At 46.2% G+C, this 21,717-nt stretch carries 22 protein-coding genes; 20 read left to right on the top strand and 2 right to left on the bottom strand.

The features are described from left to right. Positions 1-22 precede the first annotated feature (22 nt). The 12 genes from AC4OGX_RS16545 (at position 23) to AC4OGX_RS16490 (ending at position 10,592) form a co-directional block, all read left to right on the top strand. On the top strand, positions 23-343 hold the full coding sequence (locus AC4OGX_RS16545; RefSeq protein WP_493331751.1) for a PadR family transcriptional regulator: 321 nt from the start codon (positions 23-25) through the stop codon (positions 341-343). After that, the gene (locus AC4OGX_RS16540; protein WP_493331749.1) at positions 340-1,170 is read left to right on the top strand and encodes a DUF1700 domain-containing protein; all 831 of its coding nucleotides are present in this window, start codon (positions 340-342) and stop codon (positions 1,168-1,170) included. The genes AC4OGX_RS16545 and AC4OGX_RS16540 overlap by 4 nt, the downstream gene beginning before the upstream one ends. Position 1,171: 1 nt before the next feature. Continuing rightward, a complete protein-coding gene (locus tag AC4OGX_RS16535) occupies positions 1,172-2,119 on the top strand; it encodes a DUF4097 family beta strand repeat-containing protein (protein ID WP_493331747.1) in 948 nt (315 codons plus the stop codon). A 120-nt stretch (positions 2,120-2,239) separates the two neighbouring features. After that, positions 2,240-2,428, top strand: a complete 189-nt coding sequence (locus AC4OGX_RS16530) for a PspC domain-containing protein (protein WP_493331745.1) — start codon at positions 2,240-2,242, stop codon at positions 2,426-2,428. A 170-nt stretch (positions 2,429-2,598) separates the two neighbouring features. After that, complete coding sequence (locus tag AC4OGX_RS16525) at positions 2,599-2,784, top strand: alpha/beta-type small acid-soluble spore protein (protein WP_216238977.1); 186 nt, start codon at positions 2,599-2,601, stop codon at positions 2,782-2,784. A gap of 60 nt (positions 2,785-2,844) precedes the next feature. Continuing rightward, on the top strand, positions 2,845-3,516 hold the full coding sequence (locus AC4OGX_RS16520; RefSeq protein ID WP_493331743.1) for a WecB/TagA/CpsF family glycosyltransferase: 672 nt from the start codon (positions 2,845-2,847) through the stop codon (positions 3,514-3,516). Between the two features lie 273 nt (positions 3,517-3,789). After that, the gene (locus AC4OGX_RS16515) at positions 3,790-4,881 is read left to right on the top strand and encodes a PucR family transcriptional regulator (protein WP_493331742.1); all 1,092 of its coding nucleotides are present in this window, start codon (positions 3,790-3,792) and stop codon (positions 4,879-4,881) included. Positions 4,882-4,912: 31 nt separating this feature from the next. Next, positions 4,913-5,599: a cell division ATP-binding protein FtsE gene (gene ftsE / locus AC4OGX_RS16510; RefSeq protein WP_493331741.1), complete on the top strand. Its 687-nt coding sequence runs from the start codon at positions 4,913-4,915 to the stop codon at positions 5,597-5,599. Further along, positions 5,589-6,542 carry a permease-like cell division protein FtsX gene (gene ftsX / locus AC4OGX_RS16505; protein WP_493331739.1) on the top strand — a complete coding sequence of 318 codons (954 nt, stop codon included), beginning with the start codon at positions 5,589-5,591 and terminating at the stop codon, positions 6,540-6,542. The genes ftsE and ftsX overlap by 11 nt, the downstream gene beginning before the upstream one ends. A 9-nt stretch (positions 6,543-6,551) precedes the next feature. Further along, positions 6,552-7,727, top strand: coding sequence for a murein hydrolase activator EnvC family protein (locus AC4OGX_RS16500; RefSeq protein ID WP_493331737.1), 1,176 nt, complete (start codon positions 6,552-6,554; stop codon positions 7,725-7,727). Positions 7,728-7,805: 78 nt separating this feature from the next. Beyond that, positions 7,806-9,008 carry a S41 family peptidase gene (locus tag AC4OGX_RS16495; RefSeq protein WP_493331736.1) on the top strand — a complete coding sequence of 401 codons (1,203 nt, stop codon included), beginning with the start codon at positions 7,806-7,808 and terminating at the stop codon, positions 9,006-9,008. A 363-nt stretch (positions 9,009-9,371) separates the two neighbouring features. Beyond that, on the top strand, positions 9,372-10,592 hold the full coding sequence (locus AC4OGX_RS16490) for a hypothetical protein (RefSeq protein WP_493331735.1): 1,221 nt from the start codon (positions 9,372-9,374) through the stop codon (positions 10,590-10,592). A 54-nt stretch (positions 10,593-10,646) separates the two neighbouring features. On the opposite strand, the gene AC4OGX_RS16485 is transcribed toward AC4OGX_RS16490, so the two are convergent. Next, complete coding sequence (locus tag AC4OGX_RS16485) at positions 10,647-11,147, bottom strand: GNAT family N-acetyltransferase (RefSeq protein WP_493331733.1); 501 nt, start codon at positions 11,145-11,147, stop codon at positions 10,647-10,649. A 279-nt stretch (positions 11,148-11,426) separates the two neighbouring features. On the opposite strand from AC4OGX_RS16485, the gene htpG reads away from it, so the two are divergent. Next, on the top strand, positions 11,427-13,478 hold the full coding sequence (htpG, locus tag AC4OGX_RS16480) for a molecular chaperone HtpG (RefSeq protein ID WP_493331732.1): 2,052 nt from the start codon (positions 11,427-11,429) through the stop codon (positions 13,476-13,478). A 170-nt stretch (positions 13,479-13,648) separates the two neighbouring features. Beyond that, on the top strand, positions 13,649-13,846 hold the full coding sequence (locus tag AC4OGX_RS16475; protein ID WP_493331731.1) for a hypothetical protein: 198 nt from the start codon (positions 13,649-13,651) through the stop codon (positions 13,844-13,846). 78 nt (positions 13,847-13,924) lie between these two features. Here the strand turns inward: AC4OGX_RS16475 and AC4OGX_RS16470 are convergent, their stop codons facing one another. Beyond that, positions 13,925-14,413 carry a DUF5721 family protein gene (locus tag AC4OGX_RS16470; RefSeq protein ID WP_493331729.1) on the bottom strand — a complete coding sequence of 163 codons (489 nt, stop codon included), beginning with the start codon at positions 14,411-14,413 and terminating at the stop codon, positions 13,925-13,927. 410 nt (positions 14,414-14,823) lie between these two features. On the opposite strand from AC4OGX_RS16470, the gene AC4OGX_RS16465 reads away from it, so the two are divergent. The 6 genes from AC4OGX_RS16465 to ligA all read left to right on the top strand — a co-directional run bounded on the left by AC4OGX_RS16465 (position 14,824) and on the right by ligA (position 21,688). Next, positions 14,824-15,600, top strand: a complete 777-nt coding sequence (locus tag AC4OGX_RS16465; protein ID WP_493331728.1) for a GDSL-type esterase/lipase family protein — start codon at positions 14,824-14,826, stop codon at positions 15,598-15,600. Next, positions 15,597-16,253 carry a DUF4358 domain-containing protein gene (locus tag AC4OGX_RS16460; protein ID WP_493331727.1) on the top strand — a complete coding sequence of 219 codons (657 nt, stop codon included), beginning with the start codon at positions 15,597-15,599 and terminating at the stop codon, positions 16,251-16,253. The genes AC4OGX_RS16465 and AC4OGX_RS16460 overlap by 4 nt, the downstream gene beginning before the upstream one ends. A gap of 24 nt (positions 16,254-16,277) precedes the next feature. Next, a complete protein-coding gene (locus tag AC4OGX_RS16455) occupies positions 16,278-17,690 on the top strand; it encodes an MBOAT family O-acyltransferase (RefSeq protein WP_493331725.1) in 1,413 nt (470 codons plus the stop codon). Positions 17,691-17,698: 8 nt separating this feature from the next. Then, positions 17,699-18,910 carry a DHHW family protein gene (locus tag AC4OGX_RS16450; protein WP_493331724.1) on the top strand — a complete coding sequence of 404 codons (1,212 nt, stop codon included), beginning with the start codon at positions 17,699-17,701 and terminating at the stop codon, positions 18,908-18,910. Then, the gene (locus tag AC4OGX_RS16445; protein ID WP_493331723.1) at positions 18,864-19,631 is read left to right on the top strand and encodes a pseudouridine synthase; all 768 of its coding nucleotides are present in this window, start codon (positions 18,864-18,866) and stop codon (positions 19,629-19,631) included. The genes AC4OGX_RS16450 and AC4OGX_RS16445 overlap by 47 nt, the downstream gene beginning before the upstream one ends. A 92-nt stretch (positions 19,632-19,723) precedes the next feature. Beyond that, positions 19,724-21,688, top strand: a complete 1,965-nt coding sequence (ligA, locus tag AC4OGX_RS16440; RefSeq protein ID WP_493331721.1) for an NAD-dependent DNA ligase LigA — start codon at positions 19,724-19,726, stop codon at positions 21,686-21,688. Positions 21,689-21,717: the final 29 nt, after the last annotated feature.

Genomic DNA, 21,717 nt, shown 5'->3' with positions numbered 1-21,717 from the left:
ATATCATAAAAGGAGTGATAACATGGTATTTAATACTGGTGCGGCATTGCTGGACGCGATCGTGCTTGCGGTCGTCTCCAGAGAGAACGAAGGCACTTATGGGTACAAGATCACCCAGGATGTCCGCAAGGCCATTGATGTATCGGAGTCGACACTGTACCCCGTGCTTCGGCGGCTGCAGAAGGATGAGTGTCTGGAAGTATATGACAGGCAGTTTGACGGCAGGAACAGAAGATACTACAAGGTGACCGAGAAGGGCATGGTGCAGCTGAACCTGTACAGGGTAGAGTGGAAGAAATATTCGGGTAAGATCAATGAGATTTTTGAGGGAGGTGCCATATGATGAATCGAAAGGAATTCATGGAGAGGCTGGAGGTGCTGCTTGCGGTAATTCCGGAAGAGGAGCGGCAGGAAGCGCTCAAGTTTTATACAGATTATTTTGAAGATGCCGGAGAGGAGAACGAAGCACAAGTCATCAGGGAGCTGGGAAGTCCTGAGAATGTGGCGGCGTTTATCAAGGCAGATCTCAAGGGAGAAGATAGTGACAGCGGTGAGTTTACGGAGAATGGATACAGCGATTCCAGATTTGAACAGAGGGCAGATCCGGTACCGAGACCCAACCGTTATAAAAGAGCAGAAGGAGGGTATACTTATCACAGTACACAGAATGGATACTCATCATATAGAGGCAGTTCCTATGAGCGCGGGCCTTATGGCAGTAAATCTTACAAAGATGAGACGGACAGAGATGATTCGTACGGGACGGACAATGAGTATCAGGAGCAGCCCAGAACAAGCAAGGCATTGAAGATCGTACTTGTGATCCTGATCGCACTGGCAGTGACTTCGTTTGCATGGCCGCTTTTACTTATTCTTGTCTGTGTTGTGGCAGGAATTGTTTTTGCAGCATTCGGATTGTTTGCAGGGATCGCCGTGGGGGCCGTGGCATTGATGATCATCGGATTTGTGATTTTTATTCTGGGACTTACGAAGATATTGTCAGCACTTCCGATCGCGCTTTTGACCAGTGGTTCAGGCTTGATCATTTTCATAATCGGCCTGATCGCTACAGTGGCAGCAGTTAAACTTTGTATCGTTATGTTTCCGGCTATTTTCAGAATGATCGTGGAGATCATAAGATGGCCGTTCCACAGAAAGGCGGTGTCATAAAATGAAAAAGGGTTGGAAGATTTTTTGGATCATATGTTCTTCTGTCCTAGGGGCCGGTCTTGTTCTGTGTGTCGCAGGTGCCGCAATGGGAGCTACATTCTCAGAAGCAGCAAGAGAATACGGAAGTGATCTGCATTATAAGCATGGTTTAATCTGGCTTAAGAACGACTGGGACGATCAGTACGACTGGAGCGATGATCCGGATGAGTGGGATGAGTATGAAGATCTGGATGAGTATGAGGATTTAGACGATTATGACGATCTGGCTGACCAGGGACATGGAGCCGAGGAGAATCTCTCTGATTTTTCAGGGATCCGGGAAGTAGATGCAGAACTCGATTATTTGAAGCTGGCTGTAAGAGAAGCTGCCGGAGACAAGATCAGAATAGATACAAGCGGGATCTACGAAGGATGCCGGGATTATATCTCATACTGGCAGGAGGAAGGGACACTTAAGATCGAAGAGGATTTTGACCGCGCTTTATGGAAGAGGATCGGCAGGAAGGATGCAGGAAAGCTTGTTATTGAGATCCCAAAGGACCGGGAGTTAGAAGATGTTTCTCTAAAGATCGGTGCCGGGGAGATTGAGATTGAAAATATCAGGGCCGGCTGCATGGATCTGAATGTAGGAGCCGGAAGAGCAGTTGTAAAGCGGTTTCAGACCAAGGACCTGAATGTCGACTGCGGAGCCGGGCAGGCAAAGCTAAACGGAGATTTTACACGCAGTGCGGAGATCGAATGCGGTGTGGGAGAATTGGACCTGACCCTTTCTGGTACACAAGAGGACTATGATTATGTATTGAAAAGCGGGATGGGAGAGATCCGGCTCGGCGGTGGCAGATACAGCGGCTTAGGAGTGGATAAAAAAATCACGAATAACGCCGGGAAAAGTCTGACCATCGACTGCAGTATCGGAACGGCGGAGGTATCTTTTGCGAAGAACCTTTAAGCAGAACCTTTAAAAACAAGGTCCATAAAATAAATAATAAAACAGCGTCACATCCTGTGTTATAAAGAGTAACAGAACAAAATGAAATTCAAAATGTGGTTTCAAAAAGGAGGAGTCATTATGTCACAGAAAAAATTATATCGTTCCAGAAGTAACCGTATGATCTGCGGAGTATGTGGAGGCGTTGGGGAATATTTCAACATAGATGCCACCCTGGTGCGTCTCTTACTGGTTCTTTTAGGGTGCACAGGTTCCGGTATCCTGGCATATTTTATCGCAGCGATCATCATACCGGATGAACCGATCTAGATCATTTGACGGAGACCCGCATTAAAGTGCGGGAATCGAAATAACAACCGCCGTACACCGCGATGCCGTTTTGGGAAACGTCCGTGTGCGGCGGATTTTTTATGAGCTTATGTGAATGTCTCCCCCTATTCGGGCAATACTCCTACCAAAAGGAAAGGTAGGTTAAAAAAATGTCCACAAAAAAAATAAAACCGATCGACTTGAAAAATCTGGAGCCGGAAGAAAAATTAAAGTATGAAATTGCCGAGGAACTGGGGCTTCTCGATAAAGTAGTCACAGAAGGATGGCGGTCTTTATCCTCCAAGGAGACAGGGAGGATCGGAGGACTGATTACGAAAAGAAAGCGAAAGAGTTGAAAAGTCCTTGATTTTTTGATACAATTATACGCCTGGGGAGAAGAAGCATAGGTGATGTGAATGAAAAAGAAGATTAATATCTTTGATGTGGAGATTGACGGCTTCACAGCAAAGGCTGCCATGCAGGCGGCCGTTGAGTATATGCAGAGTGAGTCCATCAACACGATCGAGATTGTTACATTGGATATGCTCATGCAGGGACAGGACAGTCCTGAATGGATAGAGAAAACAAAAGAGATAGATCTGGTGCTTCCGGGTGAGAAAGAGATACTGGAGGCTGCAGAAGTAGAAGATAGGAACTTGTTGAAGGATGTTACGAATGAGCTTTTTCTGAAAATGTTCATCCGTTTCCTGCAGAAGAACCGAAAGAAGATCTTTTTGATCGCAGGTTCTGAACAGGAACTTCAAAGCCTTGAGCCCGCTCTGGCAAAGTATAACAGAGGGATCGTGATCGTCGGACATGGCATCCTGGATCCCGAGGGCAGAGCCGAGGAGGAGATCATCAATGAGGTAAACGGTGTGGAGACAGACTGCATCTTGTCCGTTCTGCCTTCGCCGCAGCAGGAGGAATTCATCGTCAGGAACAGCGCACTTTTAAATGCCAGGATGTGGCTCGGGTGCGGTAAAACGCTGTCCCGGATGTACGGGGAGCACAGCAGAGGCTGTCTACGGCGTTTTTTTCTGAAAAAGGTATTCCGTTACCGGGTAGGCCGGCAGAGGAAGGAAATCTGACAGGCTGTGTCCTTCAAGGCCTGTGATCCGGGAGACGGAAAGGACCGGCAGGAATCCCCCTGAAATAAAATTTGTGAACTATGTATAGTTTTATAAATATGAATTTTTTGTAAAATATATGAGGAAATGCATAAAAATAGTGGATTTCCTCTTTATTTTTTTGACGTTATGCATTAATATATAATTTATATATGTGCGTTCAAGATTTTATGTCAACCTAATCTTTGTGAAAAATGCACATGGAAATGAGCGGATGAGCGGAGGAGATAAAGTATGATTTCTAATCAGATACTTCAGAACACAATTGAAGGCCTAAAGGGAATTTCCAGGATTGATTTCTGCGTGCTGGATACAGAAGGCAAGGCACTTGCCACTACGTTTGAGGATGCGAAGGAATATGAGAGCGCCATCCTGTCCTTTGTAGAGTCTCCTGCTGACAGCCAGGTGATTCAGGGAAACCAGTTTTTCAAGATTTTTGATGAGCAGCAATTAGAGTATGTACTGCTTGCCGGCGGTGAGAGCGAAGATGTTTACATGGTCGGCAAGATCGCAGCCTTCCAGGTGCAGAGCCTGCTGGTTGCTTATAAGGAGAGATTTGATAAGGATAACTTCATCAAGAATCTCCTGTTGGATAACCTGCTGTTGGTGGACATTTACAACAGGGCTAAAAAATTACATATTGACACAGAAGTAAAACGTGTTATCTTTATTATTGAAACATCTCATGAAAAAGACAGCGTGGCACTGGACAATGTAAGGAACCTTCTCGGCGGGAAGTCCAAGGACTTCATTACAGCTGTGGACGAGAAGAATATCATTGTTGTAAAGGAGCTTTCAGAGAAAGACGGCGGCAGAGAGCTGGAGAAGATGGCTAAGGATATGCTGGACACCTTAAAGGATGAGAGCGGTGAAGAGCACATCCACATCGCATACGGCACCATCGTGAATGATATCAAGGAAGTTTCCAAGTCCTATAAAGAAGCAAAGCTTGCACTGGATGTAGGCAAGATCTTCTTTGATGAGAAAGACATAGTGGCATACAGCACGCTTGGTATTGGTCGACTGATCTATCAGCTGCCGATCCCGCTTTGTAAGATGTTTATCAAGGAGATCTTCGAGGGGAAATCTCCGGACGACTTTGATGAGGAGACACTCACGACTATCAATAAGTTTTTTGAGAATAGCCTGAATGTATCAGAAACGTCCAGACAGCTGTATATTCACAGAAATACACTGGTATATCGACTGGATAAGCTCCAGAAGAGTACAGGTCTTGACCTGCGTGTCTTTGAAGATGCGATCACCTTCAAGATTGCTCTGATGGTAGTGAAGTACATGAAGTATATGGAGTCATTAGAATACTAATACCAGGGGTATGAATAATTAGGAGGAGCATATGATTGAATTAAGAAATGTAACGAAGGAGTACTCTAAAGGCAATGCCGCCTTGAACGGTGTATCCGTTAAGATCGAGAGGGGCGAATTCGTTTTCATCGTAGGTGACAGTGGTTCAGGTAAGTCAACCCTGATCCGTCTGATCATGAAGGAGCTGGATCCTACGGAAGGAACGATCATCGTCAACGGGCAGAACCTGAACAGAATGAGACATCGTCACATTGCGAAGTACAGAAGAGGCTTAGGAGTAGTCTTCCAGGATTTCCGACTCCTGAAAGACCGCAATATCTATGAAAATATTGCATTTGCACTGCGTGTTACAGAGACACCGCCGCGTGTGATCAAAAAGAAAGTGCCGGCGGCGCTTTCACTGGTAGGGCTGGCTCAGAAGTATAAGTCATTCCCGAAGGAGCTGTCAGGGGGAGAGCAGCAGCGTGTAGCGATTGCAAGGGCGATTGTGAATGAACCTGCTATTTTGTTGGCCGACGAGCCGACTGGTAACCTGGATCCAACGAATTCATGGGAGATCATGAGTCTGTTGAAGGAGGCGAATGAGAGAGGGACAACTGTGTTGGTTGTAACTCACAACCAGGAAATCGTAAACGAGATGAACGAGCGCGTCATAACGATGAAACAAGGCGTTATCGTCAGTGATGAACAAAAAGGTGGGTATTTCGATGAGGATTAGTACATTAGGATACGTAGGAAAACAAGGGGTTAAGAATATAGGAAGAAATAAGATGTTCTCGCTTGCATCCATTGCAACGATGTCAGCCTGTATCTTCCTGTTTGGTCTGTTCTTCTCCATCCTGCTGAACTTTCAGTATATTATAAAGACAGCGGAGGAAGGCGTGGCGATCACGGTATTTTTCGATGATGATGTCACACAGAAGCAGATCGATGATATCGGAACTGCATTAAAGGGCAGGGATGATGTTGCAAAGGTCAGTTATGTTTCTGCAGATGATGCATGGGACAAGTTTAAGAATGACTATTTTGGTGACAATGCAGACCTGGCAGAAGGATTTAAGAATGACAACCCTCTGGCAGGATCAGATAACTATGAAGTCTATATGAAGACGAGTGAGGATAACAAGGCGAGCCTTTCCGTCAGGAGTAAATCACTGGCAGCGACCCAGCAGGATCTTGTAAAGTTTGCAAAGAGTCTGGACGGAGTCAGGAAGGTCAATAAGTCTGATGTTGTGGCGAATACGCTTTCCAGTGTGAATGTGCTGGTCGCATATGTATCCATTGCCATCATCATTATCCTGTTCGGCGTTTCTATCTTCCTGATCAGTAATACAGTAACCATGGGTATTACCGTGCGTAAGGAAGAGATCGCAATTATGAAGTATATCGGTGCCAAGGATTTTGTGGTCCGCTCACCGTTCGTTATTGAAGGTCTGATCATGGGTGTGATCGGTGCGATCATACCGCTGGCGTTATTGTATGCACTGTATGGAAAGGCTGTGGAGTATGTTCTGACGAAGTTCCAGATTCTGAATAACATCATCGAGTTCCTTCCGGCATCCTATGTTTACAAATTCCTTCTCCCGATCGGCTTACTGCTTGGTGTGGGAATTGGTTTCATCGGAAGTTTCTTTACTGTACGCAAGCACTTAAAGGTATAGGGGGCGCCTATGAACAGACGAAAGAGGAGTATAATAAGTGCGGTACTGGTGATCGCTTTAAGTCTTGGTATGGCTATGAATGTCAATGCAACGACGGTGGATGATGCCAAGAAAAAGGCGCAGGAGCTGGAAGAAAAGAAAAAGGCGGCCGAGAAAGAGAAAAATGCTCTTTCTGAACAGCTGAATACCATCATCAGTGAGATGAATGAGATGAAGGAAAAGCTGGATAAGAAAAGGGGCGAGATCGAAAAGGCGGAGAACGATCTTGTTCAGGCCAAGGTCGATGAGAATGACCAGTATGAAAGTATGAAGAAGCGGATCAAGTTCATGTATGAGAACGGAAATTCCCAGCTGATCGAGATCCTGCTTGAAAGTGAAAGTATTGGTGACTTTCTGAATAAAGCGGAGTATGTTTCCCAGATTTCTGCATATGATAGAGATATGCTTAAGCAGTTCCAGGACATCGTAAAAGAGGTCGAGGAAAAGGAAGCAGCACTCAAGGAAGAATATACGGAACTGGAAGGGCTTCAGAATGATTTGATCGCAAAACAGAATGAGGTTCAGGCGTTGCTGGAGGAGAAGGATATCCAGATCTCAGGACTGGATAAACAGATCGGGGAGAATGCAGCGACACTTGAAAAGCTGATCAAGGAGGCTGAGGCGGAACGCCAGAGGCAGATCCAGCAGCAGAAGGCGGCCGAAGAGGCAGCTAAGCAGGCAGCCCAGCAGGCTCAGCAGCAACAGCAGAGCCAGAATTCAGGGGGCTCAGGCAGCTATGTTCCACCAAGCAGCGGTAATACATCCAGCGGAGGCGGACAGTTTACTCATCCGTGTCCGGGAGCTGTGATTTCCAGTACCTTCGGCTATCGTGATTTTGACAGCTCTTTCCATAACGGTCTTGACCTGGCTGCAGGAGAAGGAACACCTACATATGCGGCAGCAGACGGTTATGTAGTCATTGCGGGATGGAGTGACAGTGCCGGAAACTGGGTGGTCATCAACCATGGAAATGGGCTGGTGACAAAGTATATGCATCATTCCGCCCTTGCTGTGTCACAGGGACAGACAGTTTCCAGAGGCCAGCAGATCGGGTATGTGGGGAATACCGGAAATTCTTTCGGTGCGCACCTGCATTTCCAGGTAGAGCTCAACGGTTCACCGGTTGACCCGCTGGGATATTTATAGACGGGCTGACATGTATGTAAGATAAAGGAGTCCTGTGGGGGCTTACGGAATGAAAATCTCAGGATTTGGAGAACAGGCATGGAGAATAAGAGTTTTATAAAGGGGGCGCTGTCAGGCGCCCTCATTATGCTATCTGTCGTCTCAGTCGGCGGCTGTGCATTAAGAGCCGTGGAAAAGAAGATATTATCTAAGGATTCCCCGGCGGTGCAGGCGGAAGCGGACGATGAGACAGAACAGAAGCTGAAGATGATAGGGGAGCTGATCGATGAGCAGTATCTCTATTCAGACGAGATCAAGGAGAAGGATCTGCAGGATGGACTGTACAGTGGATATGTAAGCGGCCTGGGTGATCCTTATACTGTATACTATAATGAAGAACAGACCAATGAGCTTTTCGAATCCACCGCCGGCGAATATTCAGGTGTGGGGGCGCTTCTTTCCCAGGATCTTACGACAGGTCTTGTGACGATCACAGGAGTATACAAGGATTCACCCGCTGAGGAATCCGGCCTTAAGGAAGGAGATATCCTCTATCAGGTAGATGATAAGGATGTCAGCGGCGAGGACCTGACAGAAGTGGTAAGCTGGATCAAAGGTGAGGAAGGGACAGATGTCGTGCTGCATGTCTACAGAGGCGTAAAGCATGAGGCTGTTGAGTGCAGGGCGACCCGCCGCAGGATAGAGGCACAGACGGTCGAGTATTCCATGAAATCGGGGAATACCGGATATATCAGGATCACGGAATTTGATTCTGTGACATATGAGCAGTTTAAGAATGCTCTGACAGATTTGGAGAATCAGGGAATGACAGGCTTGGTCATCGATCTTCGGGGGAATCCGGGAGGAAATCTGGACACCACTGTGGATATGTTAAAGCTGATCCTGCCGAAGGGCACCATTGTTTCTACAAAGGATAAATACGGCGAGGAAGTGGAGTATACCAATGACGAGGATCATAAGTTTACAAAACCTCTGGCGGTGCTTGTGAATCAATACAGTGCGAGCGCATCGGAGATCTTTTCCGGTGCAGTACAGGATTACGGTGTCGGTCAGATCGTAGGAATGACTACCTATGGGAAAGGAATCGTTCAGCAGATTTTTGACCTGCAGGATGGAACCAGCTTAAAGGTAACGATTTCTGAGTATTTTACACCGAGCGGAAGGAGTATCCACAAGAAGGGAATTACACCGGATGTAGAAGTGGAATACAAAGCCGACCCGGATAATCAGGATGCAGACAATCAATTAGAGAAGGCTCTGGAGATTGTGCAGCAGAAATAGCAGATGCAGGATTTTTGCAAGGCTGCCGTAAGGATGAGAAAGCTCATATTACGGCAGCCTTATTTTATAATATAGGATATTCCTCTGGAATTTCCTATATCATAAAAACCCTCCGGGGAATGTATACGACGCGATAAGGTATACAGCCCCTTTCGCGGCGGCGCCAAAGTGTGCAAGCCTCCCCATGAGTGAGGGGATGGGCAATTGAAGTGGGCCTGCCCGATTTGTTCTTAGCGAAACAGGGAAGACGGATACGGGGAATATGTCGATTTTACTTGAACAATCGGGCAGAAACTGATACAGTCGAAGTAGAAGAATATAGAATAAGTGAGATGATGAGAAAATAGGTGGGAGATGGCAAGTATGGGGAAGAGATGTTATTTATGTGGAGGCAGGCTTTCAGACGGACGCTGCATAGACTGCGGACTTGATAATTTAAGGATCGAGAAAAAAACATACCGTTTGAACAGCAGCAGCTTAGAGAACTGGATGGACAGTGAAGGACCAATGGCCAATGGAGATTCAGGTAATGCACGCGCAGCAAGGCGGCTTGAGGTTGAAAGGAAGCATACAGCAAAGAATGAGGATTTAGCGAAGGCACGTGTGACAAGAGAGGCTGATCTGAACAGAGCCTGCGCAAAAGGTTATGGGAGCACATCCGGTTCGGGAAAGAAGGGGAGTTCAGGGGCATACAGTAACAAGGGCGGCAGGAGCAAAGCCACAAACAAAGGATTTGTGACTGCTCCAAGAATAAAGAGAGGGAATGATCCGGCGAATAAAGCAGGTATGATAAAAATTATGGGAGTAGTCCTTTCTTTAATTATTGCTGTAATCGGTTTTGTTGGGAAATATGCACTAGAGCATCCATATTCCAGCCGTGTGGAATCTGTCAGCCAATCGGTACAACCGGTGGATAAGTTCGATCCATATGAATTCGTGCAGCGGGAGCTGTCGGCAGAGGGAGACAGCTATGAGACAATATTGACACCCGGTGAGTACCTGGGAGGAGTACATATCCCGGAGGGAAACTATGAAGTGCTCTTAAGCGATGGCAGTGGTTCGGCAACGGTGAACGATCCGGAAAATTCCATTTATCTGTGGCAGTCCATTGGGAAAGATGCCGAATATGATGAAATAGATAAATGGGAGGATGTCAGGATCTATGAAGGAGCAGTGCTCGAAATAACAGGGGATCTGAAGGTCAAATTGAAAACAGAGAATGCAAGGAATGATACGATGAATCCCCCTGTCAAAAACCCGCTCACTGAGGAGATCTTACTGAAAAAGGGCGAGCAGGTCGTTGCAGGGGAGGATTTCCCGGAAGGGGTCTATGATGTCGAATCTGCCGGAGGATGGTCTGCCATCGAGTATAAGATACCTCTCTACACAGATTTTGAGGATGAAGAGCTGAACTATTTAAAGAGGTCAAAATGGATATCAGAAAGCGGATATGAAGCTACATATCGCAATCTGGTCATACCGAAAGGAACGGAAGTATCATCCCAGGATGCAGCGGTGATACTAAAGCCGAGTGAGTTCATTGTCTCAAATGACTATGATTCTTATTATGATCAGTATAGATAATGAGTTTTATGAGATGTACAATGACCGGGGGCCAAAAAGGTTCCCGGTCATTTGCTAAAGTCTGTATTCCATGATGTAGTCATCCATGATATAACCGTTTCCGATATCCGCCTCCTGGGTATCGATGGTCTCAAATCCTAAGTGGCGGTATACAGCCAGACTGTTGTCATTATGCTTGTTGCAGGTAAGCCATATGGCAGTCAGCCCGCGTTCCTTACATAAGTCCTTCAGAAATTGGAATGCCTTTGTGGCAAGATGTCTGCCCCGGTATTCTTTCTTTACATAAAGCTTGCTTAAGAACAGTCTGCCCTTCTTTGGATGGATGCCGCAGTATCCGCAGAATTCTCCGTTATCAAATATCTGATAATATTCATAACCATCTTCCAGCTGGGTCTTTAAAGCAGGTACGGACTGGAACTTGTCTACCATATATTCGACCTGCCCGATTCCAATGATAGGTGTGAAATGCTCATGCCAGATGATATCTGCCAAAGCGGCGACTTCTTGGATTTGTGTATTAGTTTCTACTTTGAGCGTCTGAAATGTGTCAGTCATGATGATACTCCTTTTAGGTATAAATTTTGATGTCTTGTGTAATCAGTATACCATTTTTTATAGGATAACGTAAATATGAGCGTAAGGCTAAAAATGGGAAGCTTTGAAGAATCAAGCCAATTAGTTTATAGAATTTTTATATTTTTAATAATTTTATTAGCACTCACTTTAAAAGAGTGCTAATTTTTTATTGACTTTTAAAATACAGTGTATTAGAATATCTACTAGACGATAATTGGGTCGCAATATTATGTACTATAATGAAAAGGAGTGTTATATATGGGAACAAAAAGAGGTAACTTATCCATTGACAGTGAGAATATATTTCCGATTATTAAGAAATGGGTATATTCTGATCATGACATTTTTATGCGTGAGCTCGTATCAAACGGCTGTGATGCTATTACAAAGCTGAAAAAGCTGGATATGATGGGCGAGTATGATCTGCCGGATGATTACAAGGCGAAGATTCAGGTGATCGTCAATCCAGAAGAAAAGACTCTGAAGTTCATCGATAACGGTCTTGGTATGACTGCAGATGAAGTAGAAGAGTATATTACACAGATCGCGTTCTCAGGTGCAACACAATTTTTGGAGAAATACAAAGACAAGACAACAGAGGATGAGATGATCGGACACTTCGGACTGGGCTTCTACTCCTCCTTCATGGTTGCTGACGAGGTGCATATCGATACGCTGTCCTATCAGGAAGGGGCTAAGCCGGTACACTGGGTCAGTGAAGGCGGTACAGAGTACGAGATGCAGGAAGGCAGCAAGACAGAGGTGGGAACAGAGATCACGCTGTTTTTAAATGACGACTGCCTTGAGTTTGCCAACGAATATCGGGCAAGAGAAGTTCTGGAGAAATACTGCTCCTTCATGCCGGTAGAGATTTTCCTGTCCAAGGCAAATGCCGAGCCGGAATATGAGACAATTGATGAAGCAGATCTTCTCGATACAGACGAGGTGGTAGAGCATATCACAGAGGAGCCAAAGGAAGGCGAAGAGGGCGAGCCTAAGAAAAAGGCTAAGATCGTAAAACGTCCTGTTTCTATCAGCGACATTCATCCGCTGTGGGCAAAAAGTCCGAGCGAATGTACGAAAGAGGAATATATTGATTTCTACCGCAAGGTATTTATGGATTATAAGGAGCCGCTGTTCTGGATCCATCTGAACATGGATTATCCGTTTAACTTAAAGGGAATCCTGTACTTCCCGAAGATCAACACAGAGTATGATTCCATTGAAGGAAAGATCAAGCTTTACAACAACCAGGTATTTATCGCAGATAATATTAAAGAGGTGATCCCTGAATTCCTGATGGTATTAAAGGGTGTGATCGACTGTCCGGACCTGCCGCTGAACGTATCCAGAAGTGCACTGCAGAACGATGGATTTGTCAATAAGGTTGCAGATTACATTTCCAAGAAGGTTGCAGATAAGCTGAACGGAATGTTCAAGACAGATAAGGAGAATTATGAGAAATACTGGGATGATATCAGTCCGTTCATCAAGTTTGGATGCCTCAAAGATGAGAAGTTTGGGGAGAAGGTAAAGGATTCTATCCTCTTCAAGAACCTGGATCACAAATACATGACCTTAGAGGAATGTATCAAGGCAAATGCTGATGAGGCTTCTGTGGACGCAGAAGAGAACACAGAGAAGGCTGAGACGGCAGACGAAACTGCAGAAGAAAATGCGGATGAGAACAAAGAAGAGAAGAAGACGGATATCTTCTATGTGACCAATGAACAGCAGCAGAGCCAGTACATCAACATGTTCAGGGAACACGGACAGGATGCGATCCTGCTGACACACAATATTGATTCTGCATTTATCACTTATCTGGAGCAGCGCAATCCAGAGCTCAGATTCCAGAGGATCGATGCCGATGTGCATGATTCCTTAAAGGATGAAGTGACAGAGGAAGAAAAAGAAACATTTAAGAAGACCACGGATGATCTGGTTGAGATCTTCCGCAAGGAGCTTGGTAATGATAAACTGGATGTCAAAGTAGAGAAACTCAAAGATGATAATGTTGCATCAATGGCAGTTCTTCCGGAGCAGTCAAGACGTATGGAAGAAATGATGAAGATGTACGGCATGGGCGGAATGGATGCCGGAATGTTCGGAAGTCAGGCAACATTGATCCTGAATGCAAATCATCCGCTGGTACAGTTTGTTGTGGAGCATAAACGCAGCAAGAGTGTGCCGATCATCTGTAAACAGCTTTACGATCTGGCTATGCTGGCTCATAAACCGCTGAATCCGGAGGAGATGACTGCATTCGTGAAGCGCAGTAACGAGATTATGATGCTGCTTACGAAGTAAGAAGCTTGAGTGTGAGAAACAGGGACGCCCGGTGTTCCCGGCAGGGATGCTGTCTGCGGGACGGGATTTGTACCTTGATCTCCTAAATGGAAAAAGAGCCCTGACCGGGGCAGCCCGGACACGCCGCGTGAAATTCTGATGAATTTCGCGTGTCGGGTCCAGGCAAAACTGTGATTCGGTATCACAGTTTTGTCCCCGGTCAGGGCTCTTTTTCCATTCAGGATCTCTACGGCACGAAATCCAATGTCCCGCAGACAGCATCCCTGCCGGGAGCGCCGGGCTGCGTGCATCAGGCAGGAAGGTTCTTACTTGGCTGGGGGGCAGACGGGTGGAGACGGACGGTTTTGGAACGAGCGGAGCCGTCCTAAAACCCGGGGAAGGGTGAGGGTGAGCCGTGTTAAAATCCAGGGAAGGAGAAGGGCACCGCAAGGCGCCTGCGGGCGGGACTAGAGGTCCCGCTCGTAGGGGATTTGTTTTTGGGAGAAGTATTTTTGGACCATGGTATCCCAGGACTGTTCTAAGGATTTGTCCATGGTGAAGGTTTTGAGGGAGGTTCCGGTGATGCACTGGAGGGTGGTTCCGTCGTAGCGGATGTTGAGGTAGAGGCCCTGGACCTGGTCGGGGGAGTAATCTAAGGAGTTCTGGGTGATCAGGCGGGCGATGTTTTTCGGGGACAGGCTGAATATGAACTTGAAGCTTAGGGGAGTCTTACGGCCTTTTATCAGTGTGAAGCAGTACTCTCTTAAGCTTTTCCATAAGGAATATTCGCCGGGGGGATCTTCCTCCGGGAAAAAATCTTTTTGGATATAGCCGTCTATCGTGAAGGTGTTGAAGGTGACGATCTCGCCTTCTATGAAGAGAAAATTGTCAAATGTCTCGGATAAGAGCAGGTGGGACATGAAGTCTTTGACGCTGGTAAGTTTTAATGCGATCATATATAATAACCTCCGTGAGTATCGTTGAATCTATAGTAAAAATCTGGATTTTATTGTAACACAAAATAAGACAAAGGGATAGCTGTAAAATGTGCACAACCGGGAGGAAAATGGGGAGAAGAGTGTGAATAAATCATTGGTACGGTAAGAGTGAATGTGGATAAAAATTTATGAAAATATGAAGGGTTTTTGTGATTTTCTTAAATTTTGTCTCCGAACCCCTGGAATTGTTGACTTTTGCAGGCAAAAAAAGTATGATAAATTGTGAACTGATGGGAGATTTTGTCGGATATCCCCGATAAATGTCCGGTCTGTAATTGTGTTGAATATAATTGATTGTATCCGAAGGGCATTATAATTTTATGCCCTTTCCTTATAAAACAGAGTTGGCAGGAGAGGCGTAAGTATAGATGATGAAGAAAAATAAACATAAATTGTTGAAATACTGCTGTGCTGCGATCGGGGTGGTTGTGATCGGCATTCTGGTGGCAGAGGGAGTAAGCAGTCTCAGAAAGGGAAAAGTTGACACTTCAAAGGGGATCAAGATCATTAAGCAGGCCGAGAAAAGCGATGTGACTGCTATTGAGAATAAGATCGAGAAGCTGGAGGAGAAGGACAAAGCAGAGAACAAGACAGCAGAACAGGAGAAGGAAGATACGGATAGGAACTATAAGGCGATTTTTGCAAATTCAGTCATTATGGGAGATTCTATTTCAGAGGCATTTACAGAGTATGATATACTCAATGCATCCAGCGTGATCGCTAAGATCGGTGTGGAATTAGATGAGCTGGACGACCAGATCGCAAAGGTGGAGAAGCTGAATCCGCAGGTGATCTTCCTTTCCTATGGGATGAATGATATCATCGCCACAAGAGGGGATACGAAGGAGTTTGTAAAGCAGTATGATGCACTGTTAGAGGAGCTGAATAAGAAGCTTCCCGATACGAAGCTGTTCGTGAATTCTATTTTCCCGGTACAGCAGCAGGAGATCGACAGAGAGCCGGTATATGAGAAGCTGGCTGATTATAACGAGGCTCTGCGTAATTTATGTGATAAGAGGCAGATCGCCTATATTGATAATACAGATTTGGTTTCAGACAGTTATTATGAGGAGGATGGGGTCCATTTTAAGGCGGCTTTCTATCCATACTGGCTGAATCATATGGCGGAGGTGGCCTCATTATGATAGAACGTAATACAGGAAATCTGGGTCATGATATGGAGGGGATTCCAGGTACAGGAGATCTGAGTCATGATATGGAGGGGATCTCAAATACAGGGTATCCCGGTTATGATATGGACAGTCTGCGCAGCACGGGAAGCATTGGCCGCAGTACAGACAGGGGTTATAAAGAGGAGAAAAGAAGGCCAGGACGTGCCGGGATCTTGAAATATGTGGTATCTGCTGTGATCATCGCATATATCGTGGTCTTGATGATCTTTACGAGCGGGAGTACGAAAACCTTTGCCCAGGTAGAAAAGAAGGTGGAGGCATCTCTTGATACGAGCAACCTGAAACCGGTGGGAGGACAGGGCCTTAAGCGCTATTACGGCCTCAACAGTGCGGACTATGAGGGCGTGATGCTGTACAGCTCTGAGGTCAGTATGTCCACAGAAGAGGTACTTTTGATCAAGGTAAAGAATGAGGATCAGGTACGGCAGGTAAAGGATGCCGTTCTAAAGAGGCTTGAGAATAGAAAAAAAGATTTTGACGGGTATGCGCCTGAGCAGGTCAAGCTGATCGAGCAGGCACAGCTTTCTGTCAGGGGAAAGTTTGTTTTTCTGGCAGTTGCTCCAAAGGCAGAAGCGTACAAGGACGCCTTTGCAAAAAGTCTATAGAAAATGGGGAGAGGAAGCTAAAAGATGTTATTTAGCAGTGTGACTTTTTTATTTGTATTTCTGCCGGTTACCATGGCATTATATTATATTGTCCCGCAAAAGTTCAGAAATGTGGTCATGTTGATCGCCAGTCTGATTTTTTATGCATGGGGCGAACCGATCTATATCGTATTGATGATTCTTTCTATCGTACTGAATTATATCTGCGGTCTGGATATTGAGGAGAAGCAGGACGATCCGCGCCGAAAAAAGCGGGCATTGGTTTTTGCAGTTGCTGTCAATCTGCTCCTGCTTGGATTTTTTAAATATTATGGATTCCTGATGGACAGCCTGAATGCGGTGCTGCCTGTCAATATCCCATACAGGGACCTGCCGCTGCCGATCGGGATCTCCTTCTATACCTTCCAGGCTATGTCCTATATCATTGACGTATACAGGGGTGAGGCGAAGACACAGAAGAATATCCTCTACTTTGCACTTTATATTTCCATGTTCCCGCAGCTGATCGCCGGGCCGATCGTGCGCTACATTGATATTGAGCAGCAGTTGAAGGAAAGGGTGCTTTCTTTAAGGAAGTTCGGACTTGGTGCAGAGTATTTTATGATCGGGCTTGCCAAGAAAGTCATCCTGGCGAATTCGATGGGACAGATATATGAACAGATCGCGCGTCAGCAGATGGGAAGCTTCTCTGTACTGACAGCATGGGTGGGATGTATTTCCTATGCATTCCAGATCTATTTTGATTTCAGCGGATACTCGGATATGGCGATCGGTCTGGGAAAAATGTTTGGTTTTGAGTTCCGTAAGAACTTCGACTATCCCTACATTTCCACCAGTATCACGGAATTTTGGAGAAGATGGCACATCTCCTTAAGTACCTGGTTCAGAGAATATGTGTATATCCCTCTTGGCGGAAACAGGTGCACCCAGTCCAGACACATCATGAATCTGCTCATTGTCTGGATGCTGACAGGATTCTGGCACGGTGCTGCCTGGAATTTCCTGATCTGGGGGCTTTATTATGGGATACTGCTTGTGCTGGAGAAATATGTATGGGGGAAGACCCTGATGCGCCTGCCGTCTATCGTGCAGCATATTTATGCCATGGTGCTCGTACTGGTGGGCTGGGTGTTTTTCTCAAGTCCGAGCCTTGGCTACGCACTGCAGTATCTGAGTGTGATGTTTGGACCGGGAGCCAGCGGTTTTGCGGATCAGCAGGCATTGTTCTATATCTTTACACATTGGCTGCTTTATCTGATCGCCATCGCAGGATCCTCCGCGTTTGGGATCAATCTGCTCAAGCAGATCATGTCAATGCCGGGCAGTGTCAGAGCACGCAAGATAACGGCGGGAGTGATCTATATCGGGATTTTTCTGATATCCGTGGCGTACCTTGTGACTGAGTCATTTAATCCATTTTTATATTTTAGATTTTAGGTGGGAGTATGGACAATAAGACAAGAAAAAAGAAACGGTGGGTGGAGAGCTTTGTAGGAAAGGCTTTCATCATCTGCCTTCTGATATTGATTCTGGTAAACCTTCTCTATCCTTCGCATGAGAAGTCAGAGGAGGAGAACCGGATGCTGACACAGAAGCCGAAGATGACGGTGGGGAATCTTGCGTCAGGCAGTTATATGGAACAGTATGAAAATTATCAGGCAGACCAGTTTGCCGGGCGTAATTTCCTGAGAAAAGTGAAAGTCACCCTGAACCGTCTGGGAGGCAGCCGTGAGGAGAACGGTGTGTTCATTGGCAAAAAGGGACAGCTTTTGGAGGACATCGCAGTGCCGCAGCAGGACACGCTCAAGGAAAACCTGGATGCGATCAAAGCTTTTTCACAGGAATACAGTGAGATCCCTGTCAGCATGATCCTTGTGCCGGATGCGGCAGAGGTGCTCAGTGACAGGCTTCCTGCTTTTGCGAAGGTGGCGGACCAGAATGCAGGCATCAGCCAGGTGAAAAAGGAGCTGGGCGATTCTGTGCAGTGGATCGATGCCGTGAAGGCGATGAATAAGCATAAGGATGAGAAGATATACTATAAGACAGACCATCACTGGACCACACTGGGAGCATTCTACACATTCCAGGAGGCGGCATCTGCGCTTGGAATCGATGAGGATGTCTCAAGCGGTTATGTATCCTATCCGGTGGCAACAGATTTTAACGGGACTCTGGCGGCAAAGAGCGGATGCAGGATGGGAGAAAAGGAAGAGATCGACATCTATGTACCAAAAGATGCGGACAATGATGTGACCGTCAATTATGTGGATGAGCAGGTCAAGACAACTTCCCTGTATCAGTCAGATAAGCTGAAGACAAGAGACAAGTATGCGGTATTTCTGGGCGGGAATAATGCGTTGATCGATATTAAGACGATGTCCCAGGAGCAGGGACGTATTCTGGTCATCAAGGATTCCTATGCGAACAGCTTTGTACCGTTTCTGACTCCTTATTTCAGGGAGATCGTGATGCTGGACCCGAGGTATTATACGGGAAATATCCAGGATGTGATGGAGACCTATCATATTACAAGTGTTCTCTTTCTGTACAATGGAAATACATTTTTCCAGGATAATAATATAAATGGAGTGTTAAGCAGTGAGCAATCGAATGAAACAGGAGTTCATACAGAAGAAGGAGCCGGTCCGGCTGAATAAATTTTTAAGTGAGGCCGGAGTGTGTTCCAGACGTGAGGCAGACCGTCTGATCGAGAGCGGGAAGGTGACAGTCGACGGAAGACGGGCAGACATGGGAATGAAAGTTTCTCCCGGGCAGACCGTCAAGGTGGGAAACCGGGTCGTATCACGCAGCGATGATATGGTAGTCCTGGCGGTGAATAAGCCGAAGGGAATCGTATGTACTGAAGAGCGCAGGGAGCGTAACAGTATTATCCGCTTCCTGGATTACCCGGTCAGGATCACTTATATAGGCCGTCTGGATAAGGATTCCAGGGGGCTTCTTCTTATGACCAATAATGGGGATATCATCAATAAAATGATGCGCGCCGGAAACCGTCATGAAAAGGAATATAAGGTGACGGTGGACAAAGAGATCACTCCCGACTTTCTGAAAAGGATGGCATCCGGTGTGGCGATTTTAGATACTGTGACAAGACCGTGTACGGTAAAACAGATCGGGAAGTATACATTTACCATCATCCTGACCCAGGGACTGAACCGTCAGATACGCAGGATGTGTGAGGCTCTGGGGTATCAGGTGAAGGATCTGTTAAGGACCAGGATCATGAATATCGAACTGGGAAGGCTGAAAGAGGGAACCTATCGGAAGCTGACGGATCAGGAGCTTGATAAGCTCTACGAGTTGATCAGGAATTCCTCGAATGAGACGGTGATCGTATCAGGACCGGAAGAGTCTTAGGATGGCAGTGATGCGGCCTTGATTTTGAGAAAGAAGGCATTGCCGTGCAAATGGCAGTTTAAAAGATAGAAAGAACAGGCAGGAGAGTATTTATGGCAGATAAGAAGAAAAGAATGCAGGAATTGGTGGAGCTCTTAAACCGTGCACGCCGTGCGTATGAGCAGGAAGACACGGAGATCATGAGCAACTTTGAATATGATAAACTATACGATGAACTTTTAGGACTGGAACAGGAATTGGGAACGACTCTTGCATCCAGTCCTACCATTAATGTGGGGTATGAGGTTTTAAGTGAGCTTCCGAAGGAACGTCATGAACGCCCGATGTTATCTCTGGATAAGACAAAGGAGGTTTCCCGCCTTAAGGAGTTTTTAGGCTCTAATGAGGCAGTGATCTCGTGGAAGCTGGACGGTCTGACGATCGTTTTGTCTTATCAGGGAGGAACGCTGGTAAAGGCAGTCACCAGAGGGAATGGAGAAGTTGGAGAGGTCATCACAAATAATGCGAAGGTGTTTAAAAATCTGCCTCTTTACATCCCGTATAAAGGGGAATTAGTCCTGCGCGGTGAGGCTGTGATCGGGTATCGGGATTTTGAGAAGATCAACGCTGAGATCGAAGATGTGGATGCGAAGTATAAGAACCCGCGCAACCTGTGCAGCGGTTCTGTGAGACAGTTGAATAATGAGATCACAGCCAGAAGAAATGTACGGTTTTTCGCATTCAGCCTTGTCCGTGCAGAGGGCGTTGATTTCCAAAACTCCAGGTATGAACAGCTTAAATGGCTGGCGCAGCAGGGCTTTGAGGTGGTGGAGCACCGCCGGGTGACAAAAGATACCATCGAGGCGGAGGTTGAATGGTTTGCAGAAAGGATCGCGGAAAACGATTTTCCATCCGATGGTCTTGTGCTGGTCTATGATGATATCGCATACGGACAGTCTTTGGGGACCACTGCCAAGTTCCCCAGAGATTCGTTTGCATTTAAATGGGCCGATGAGATCCGCGAGACAACGCTTATTCAGATCGAGTGGAGTCCGTCCCGTACAGGACTGATCAACCCGGTGGCGATCTTTGAGCCTGTGGAACTGGAGGGAACTACTGTCAGCCGGGCAAGTGTGCATAATATCAGTATTATGGAGGATCTAGAGCTCGGGGTGGGGGATCAGATCCAGGTCTATAAAGCCAATATGATCATCCCGCAGATCGCGGAGAACCTGACTCGCAGCGGGGTAAAGGATATTCCCTGTACCTGTCCTGTCTGCGGCGGTGCGACAAAGATCTCCATGGAGAATGATACCAAGACACTGTATTGTACGAATCCGGAATGCCAGGCAAAGCAGATCAAAGCCTTTGCTCTGTTTGTAAGCCGTGATGCCTTGAATATAGAGGGGCTTTCCGAGGCTACACTGGAAAAATTCATTGTCCGCGGCTTCATTAAAGACTTTACAGATATTTTCCATCTGGACCGTTATGAGGAACAGATCAAAACTATGGAGGGATTTGGTGAAAAATCCTATGTGAATCTGATGAACAGTGTGGAAAACGCAAGGAATACGACCCTGCCCAAATTGGTGTACAGTCTGGGGATCGCGAATATTGGGCTGGCCAACGCAAAAGTGATCTGCAAAGCCCTGGATCATGACCCTAAGAGGATGTTTGATGCGACAGTGGAAGAACTAAGCGAGATTTCCGGCGTGGGAGGAGTGATCGCAAAGGCGTTCGTTGACTATTTTGCAGAGGAAAGGCATAGAGAGGTGTTTCAGAGACTTCTGGAGGAAGTGAACATTCCGGAGGAAGAAGTGCAAAGAGAAGCACAGATCTTTGAAAATATGAATTTTGTTGTGACGGGAAGTGTGGAGCATTTTGCAAACAGGAATGAAGTAAAAGAGGTTATTGAGGCGCGGGGAGGAAAGGTGACCGGGTCCGTGACATCCAAGACCAATTACCTGATCAATAATGATGTGCAGTCCACCTCCTCTAAGAATAAAAAGGCACGTGACTTAGGAATTCCGATCATTTCCGAGGAAGAGTTCCTTCGTATGCTGGAAGCGCCTCTTTAGGCACTGTTTAGAAAAACTTCATTTGTATA

It is taken from the genome of Faecalicatena sp., from assembly GCF_058819085.1.
Note: the sequence above shows the minus strand (reverse complement) of the source record. Positions and strands in the feature narration are given on the sequence as shown.

Bases quoted from the DNA above. Each gene is read 5' to 3' on its own strand.
- AC4OGX_RS16530 (WP_493331745.1), top strand. From the start codon at position 2,240: ATGTCACAGAAAAAATTATATCGTTCCAGAAGTAACCGTATGATCTGC.
- AC4OGX_RS16535 (WP_493331747.1), top strand. From the start codon at position 1,172: ATGAAAAAGGGTTGGAAGATTTTTTGGATCATATGTTCTTCTGTCCTA.
- AC4OGX_RS16455 (WP_493331725.1), top strand. From the start codon at position 16,278: ATGTTATTTAGCAGTGTGACTTTTTTATTTGTATTTCTGCCGGTTACC.
- AC4OGX_RS16515 (WP_493331742.1), top strand. From the start codon at position 3,790: ATGATTTCTAATCAGATACTTCAGAACACAATTGAAGGCCTAAAGGGA.
- AC4OGX_RS16450 (WP_493331724.1), top strand. From the start codon at position 17,699: ATGGACAATAAGACAAGAAAAAAGAAACGGTGGGTGGAGAGCTTTGTA.
- ligA (WP_493331721.1), top strand. From the start codon at position 19,724: ATGGCAGATAAGAAGAAAAGAATGCAGGAATTGGTGGAGCTCTTAAAC.
- AC4OGX_RS16485 (WP_493331733.1), bottom strand. From the start codon at position 11,147: ATGACTGACACATTTCAGACGCTCAAAGTAGAAACTAATACACAAATC.
- AC4OGX_RS16490 (WP_493331735.1), top strand. From the start codon at position 9,372: ATGGGGAAGAGATGTTATTTATGTGGAGGCAGGCTTTCAGACGGACGC.
- AC4OGX_RS16465 (WP_493331728.1), top strand. From the start codon at position 14,824: ATGATGAAGAAAAATAAACATAAATTGTTGAAATACTGCTGTGCTGCG.
- AC4OGX_RS16500 (WP_493331737.1), top strand. From the start codon at position 6,552: ATGAACAGACGAAAGAGGAGTATAATAAGTGCGGTACTGGTGATCGCT.
- ftsE (WP_493331741.1), top strand. From the start codon at position 4,913: ATGATTGAATTAAGAAATGTAACGAAGGAGTACTCTAAAGGCAATGCC.
- htpG (WP_493331732.1), top strand. From the start codon at position 11,427: ATGGGAACAAAAAGAGGTAACTTATCCATTGACAGTGAGAATATATTT.
- AC4OGX_RS16495 (WP_493331736.1), top strand. From the start codon at position 7,806: ATGGAGAATAAGAGTTTTATAAAGGGGGCGCTGTCAGGCGCCCTCATT.
- AC4OGX_RS16545 (WP_493331751.1), top strand. From the start codon at position 23: ATGGTATTTAATACTGGTGCGGCATTGCTGGACGCGATCGTGCTTGCG.
- AC4OGX_RS16470 (WP_493331729.1), bottom strand. From the start codon at position 14,413: ATGATCGCATTAAAACTTACCAGCGTCAAAGACTTCATGTCCCACCTG.
- AC4OGX_RS16540 (WP_493331749.1), top strand. From the start codon at position 340: ATGATGAATCGAAAGGAATTCATGGAGAGGCTGGAGGTGCTGCTTGCG.
- AC4OGX_RS16520 (WP_493331743.1), top strand. From the start codon at position 2,845: ATGAAAAAGAAGATTAATATCTTTGATGTGGAGATTGACGGCTTCACA.
- ftsX (WP_493331739.1), top strand. From the start codon at position 5,589: ATGAGGATTAGTACATTAGGATACGTAGGAAAACAAGGGGTTAAGAAT.
- AC4OGX_RS16525 (WP_216238977.1), top strand. From the start codon at position 2,599: ATGTCCACAAAAAAAATAAAACCGATCGACTTGAAAAATCTGGAGCCG.
- AC4OGX_RS16445 (WP_493331723.1), top strand. From the start codon at position 18,864: ATGAAACAGGAGTTCATACAGAAGAAGGAGCCGGTCCGGCTGAATAAA.
- AC4OGX_RS16460 (WP_493331727.1), top strand. From the start codon at position 15,597: ATGATAGAACGTAATACAGGAAATCTGGGTCATGATATGGAGGGGATT.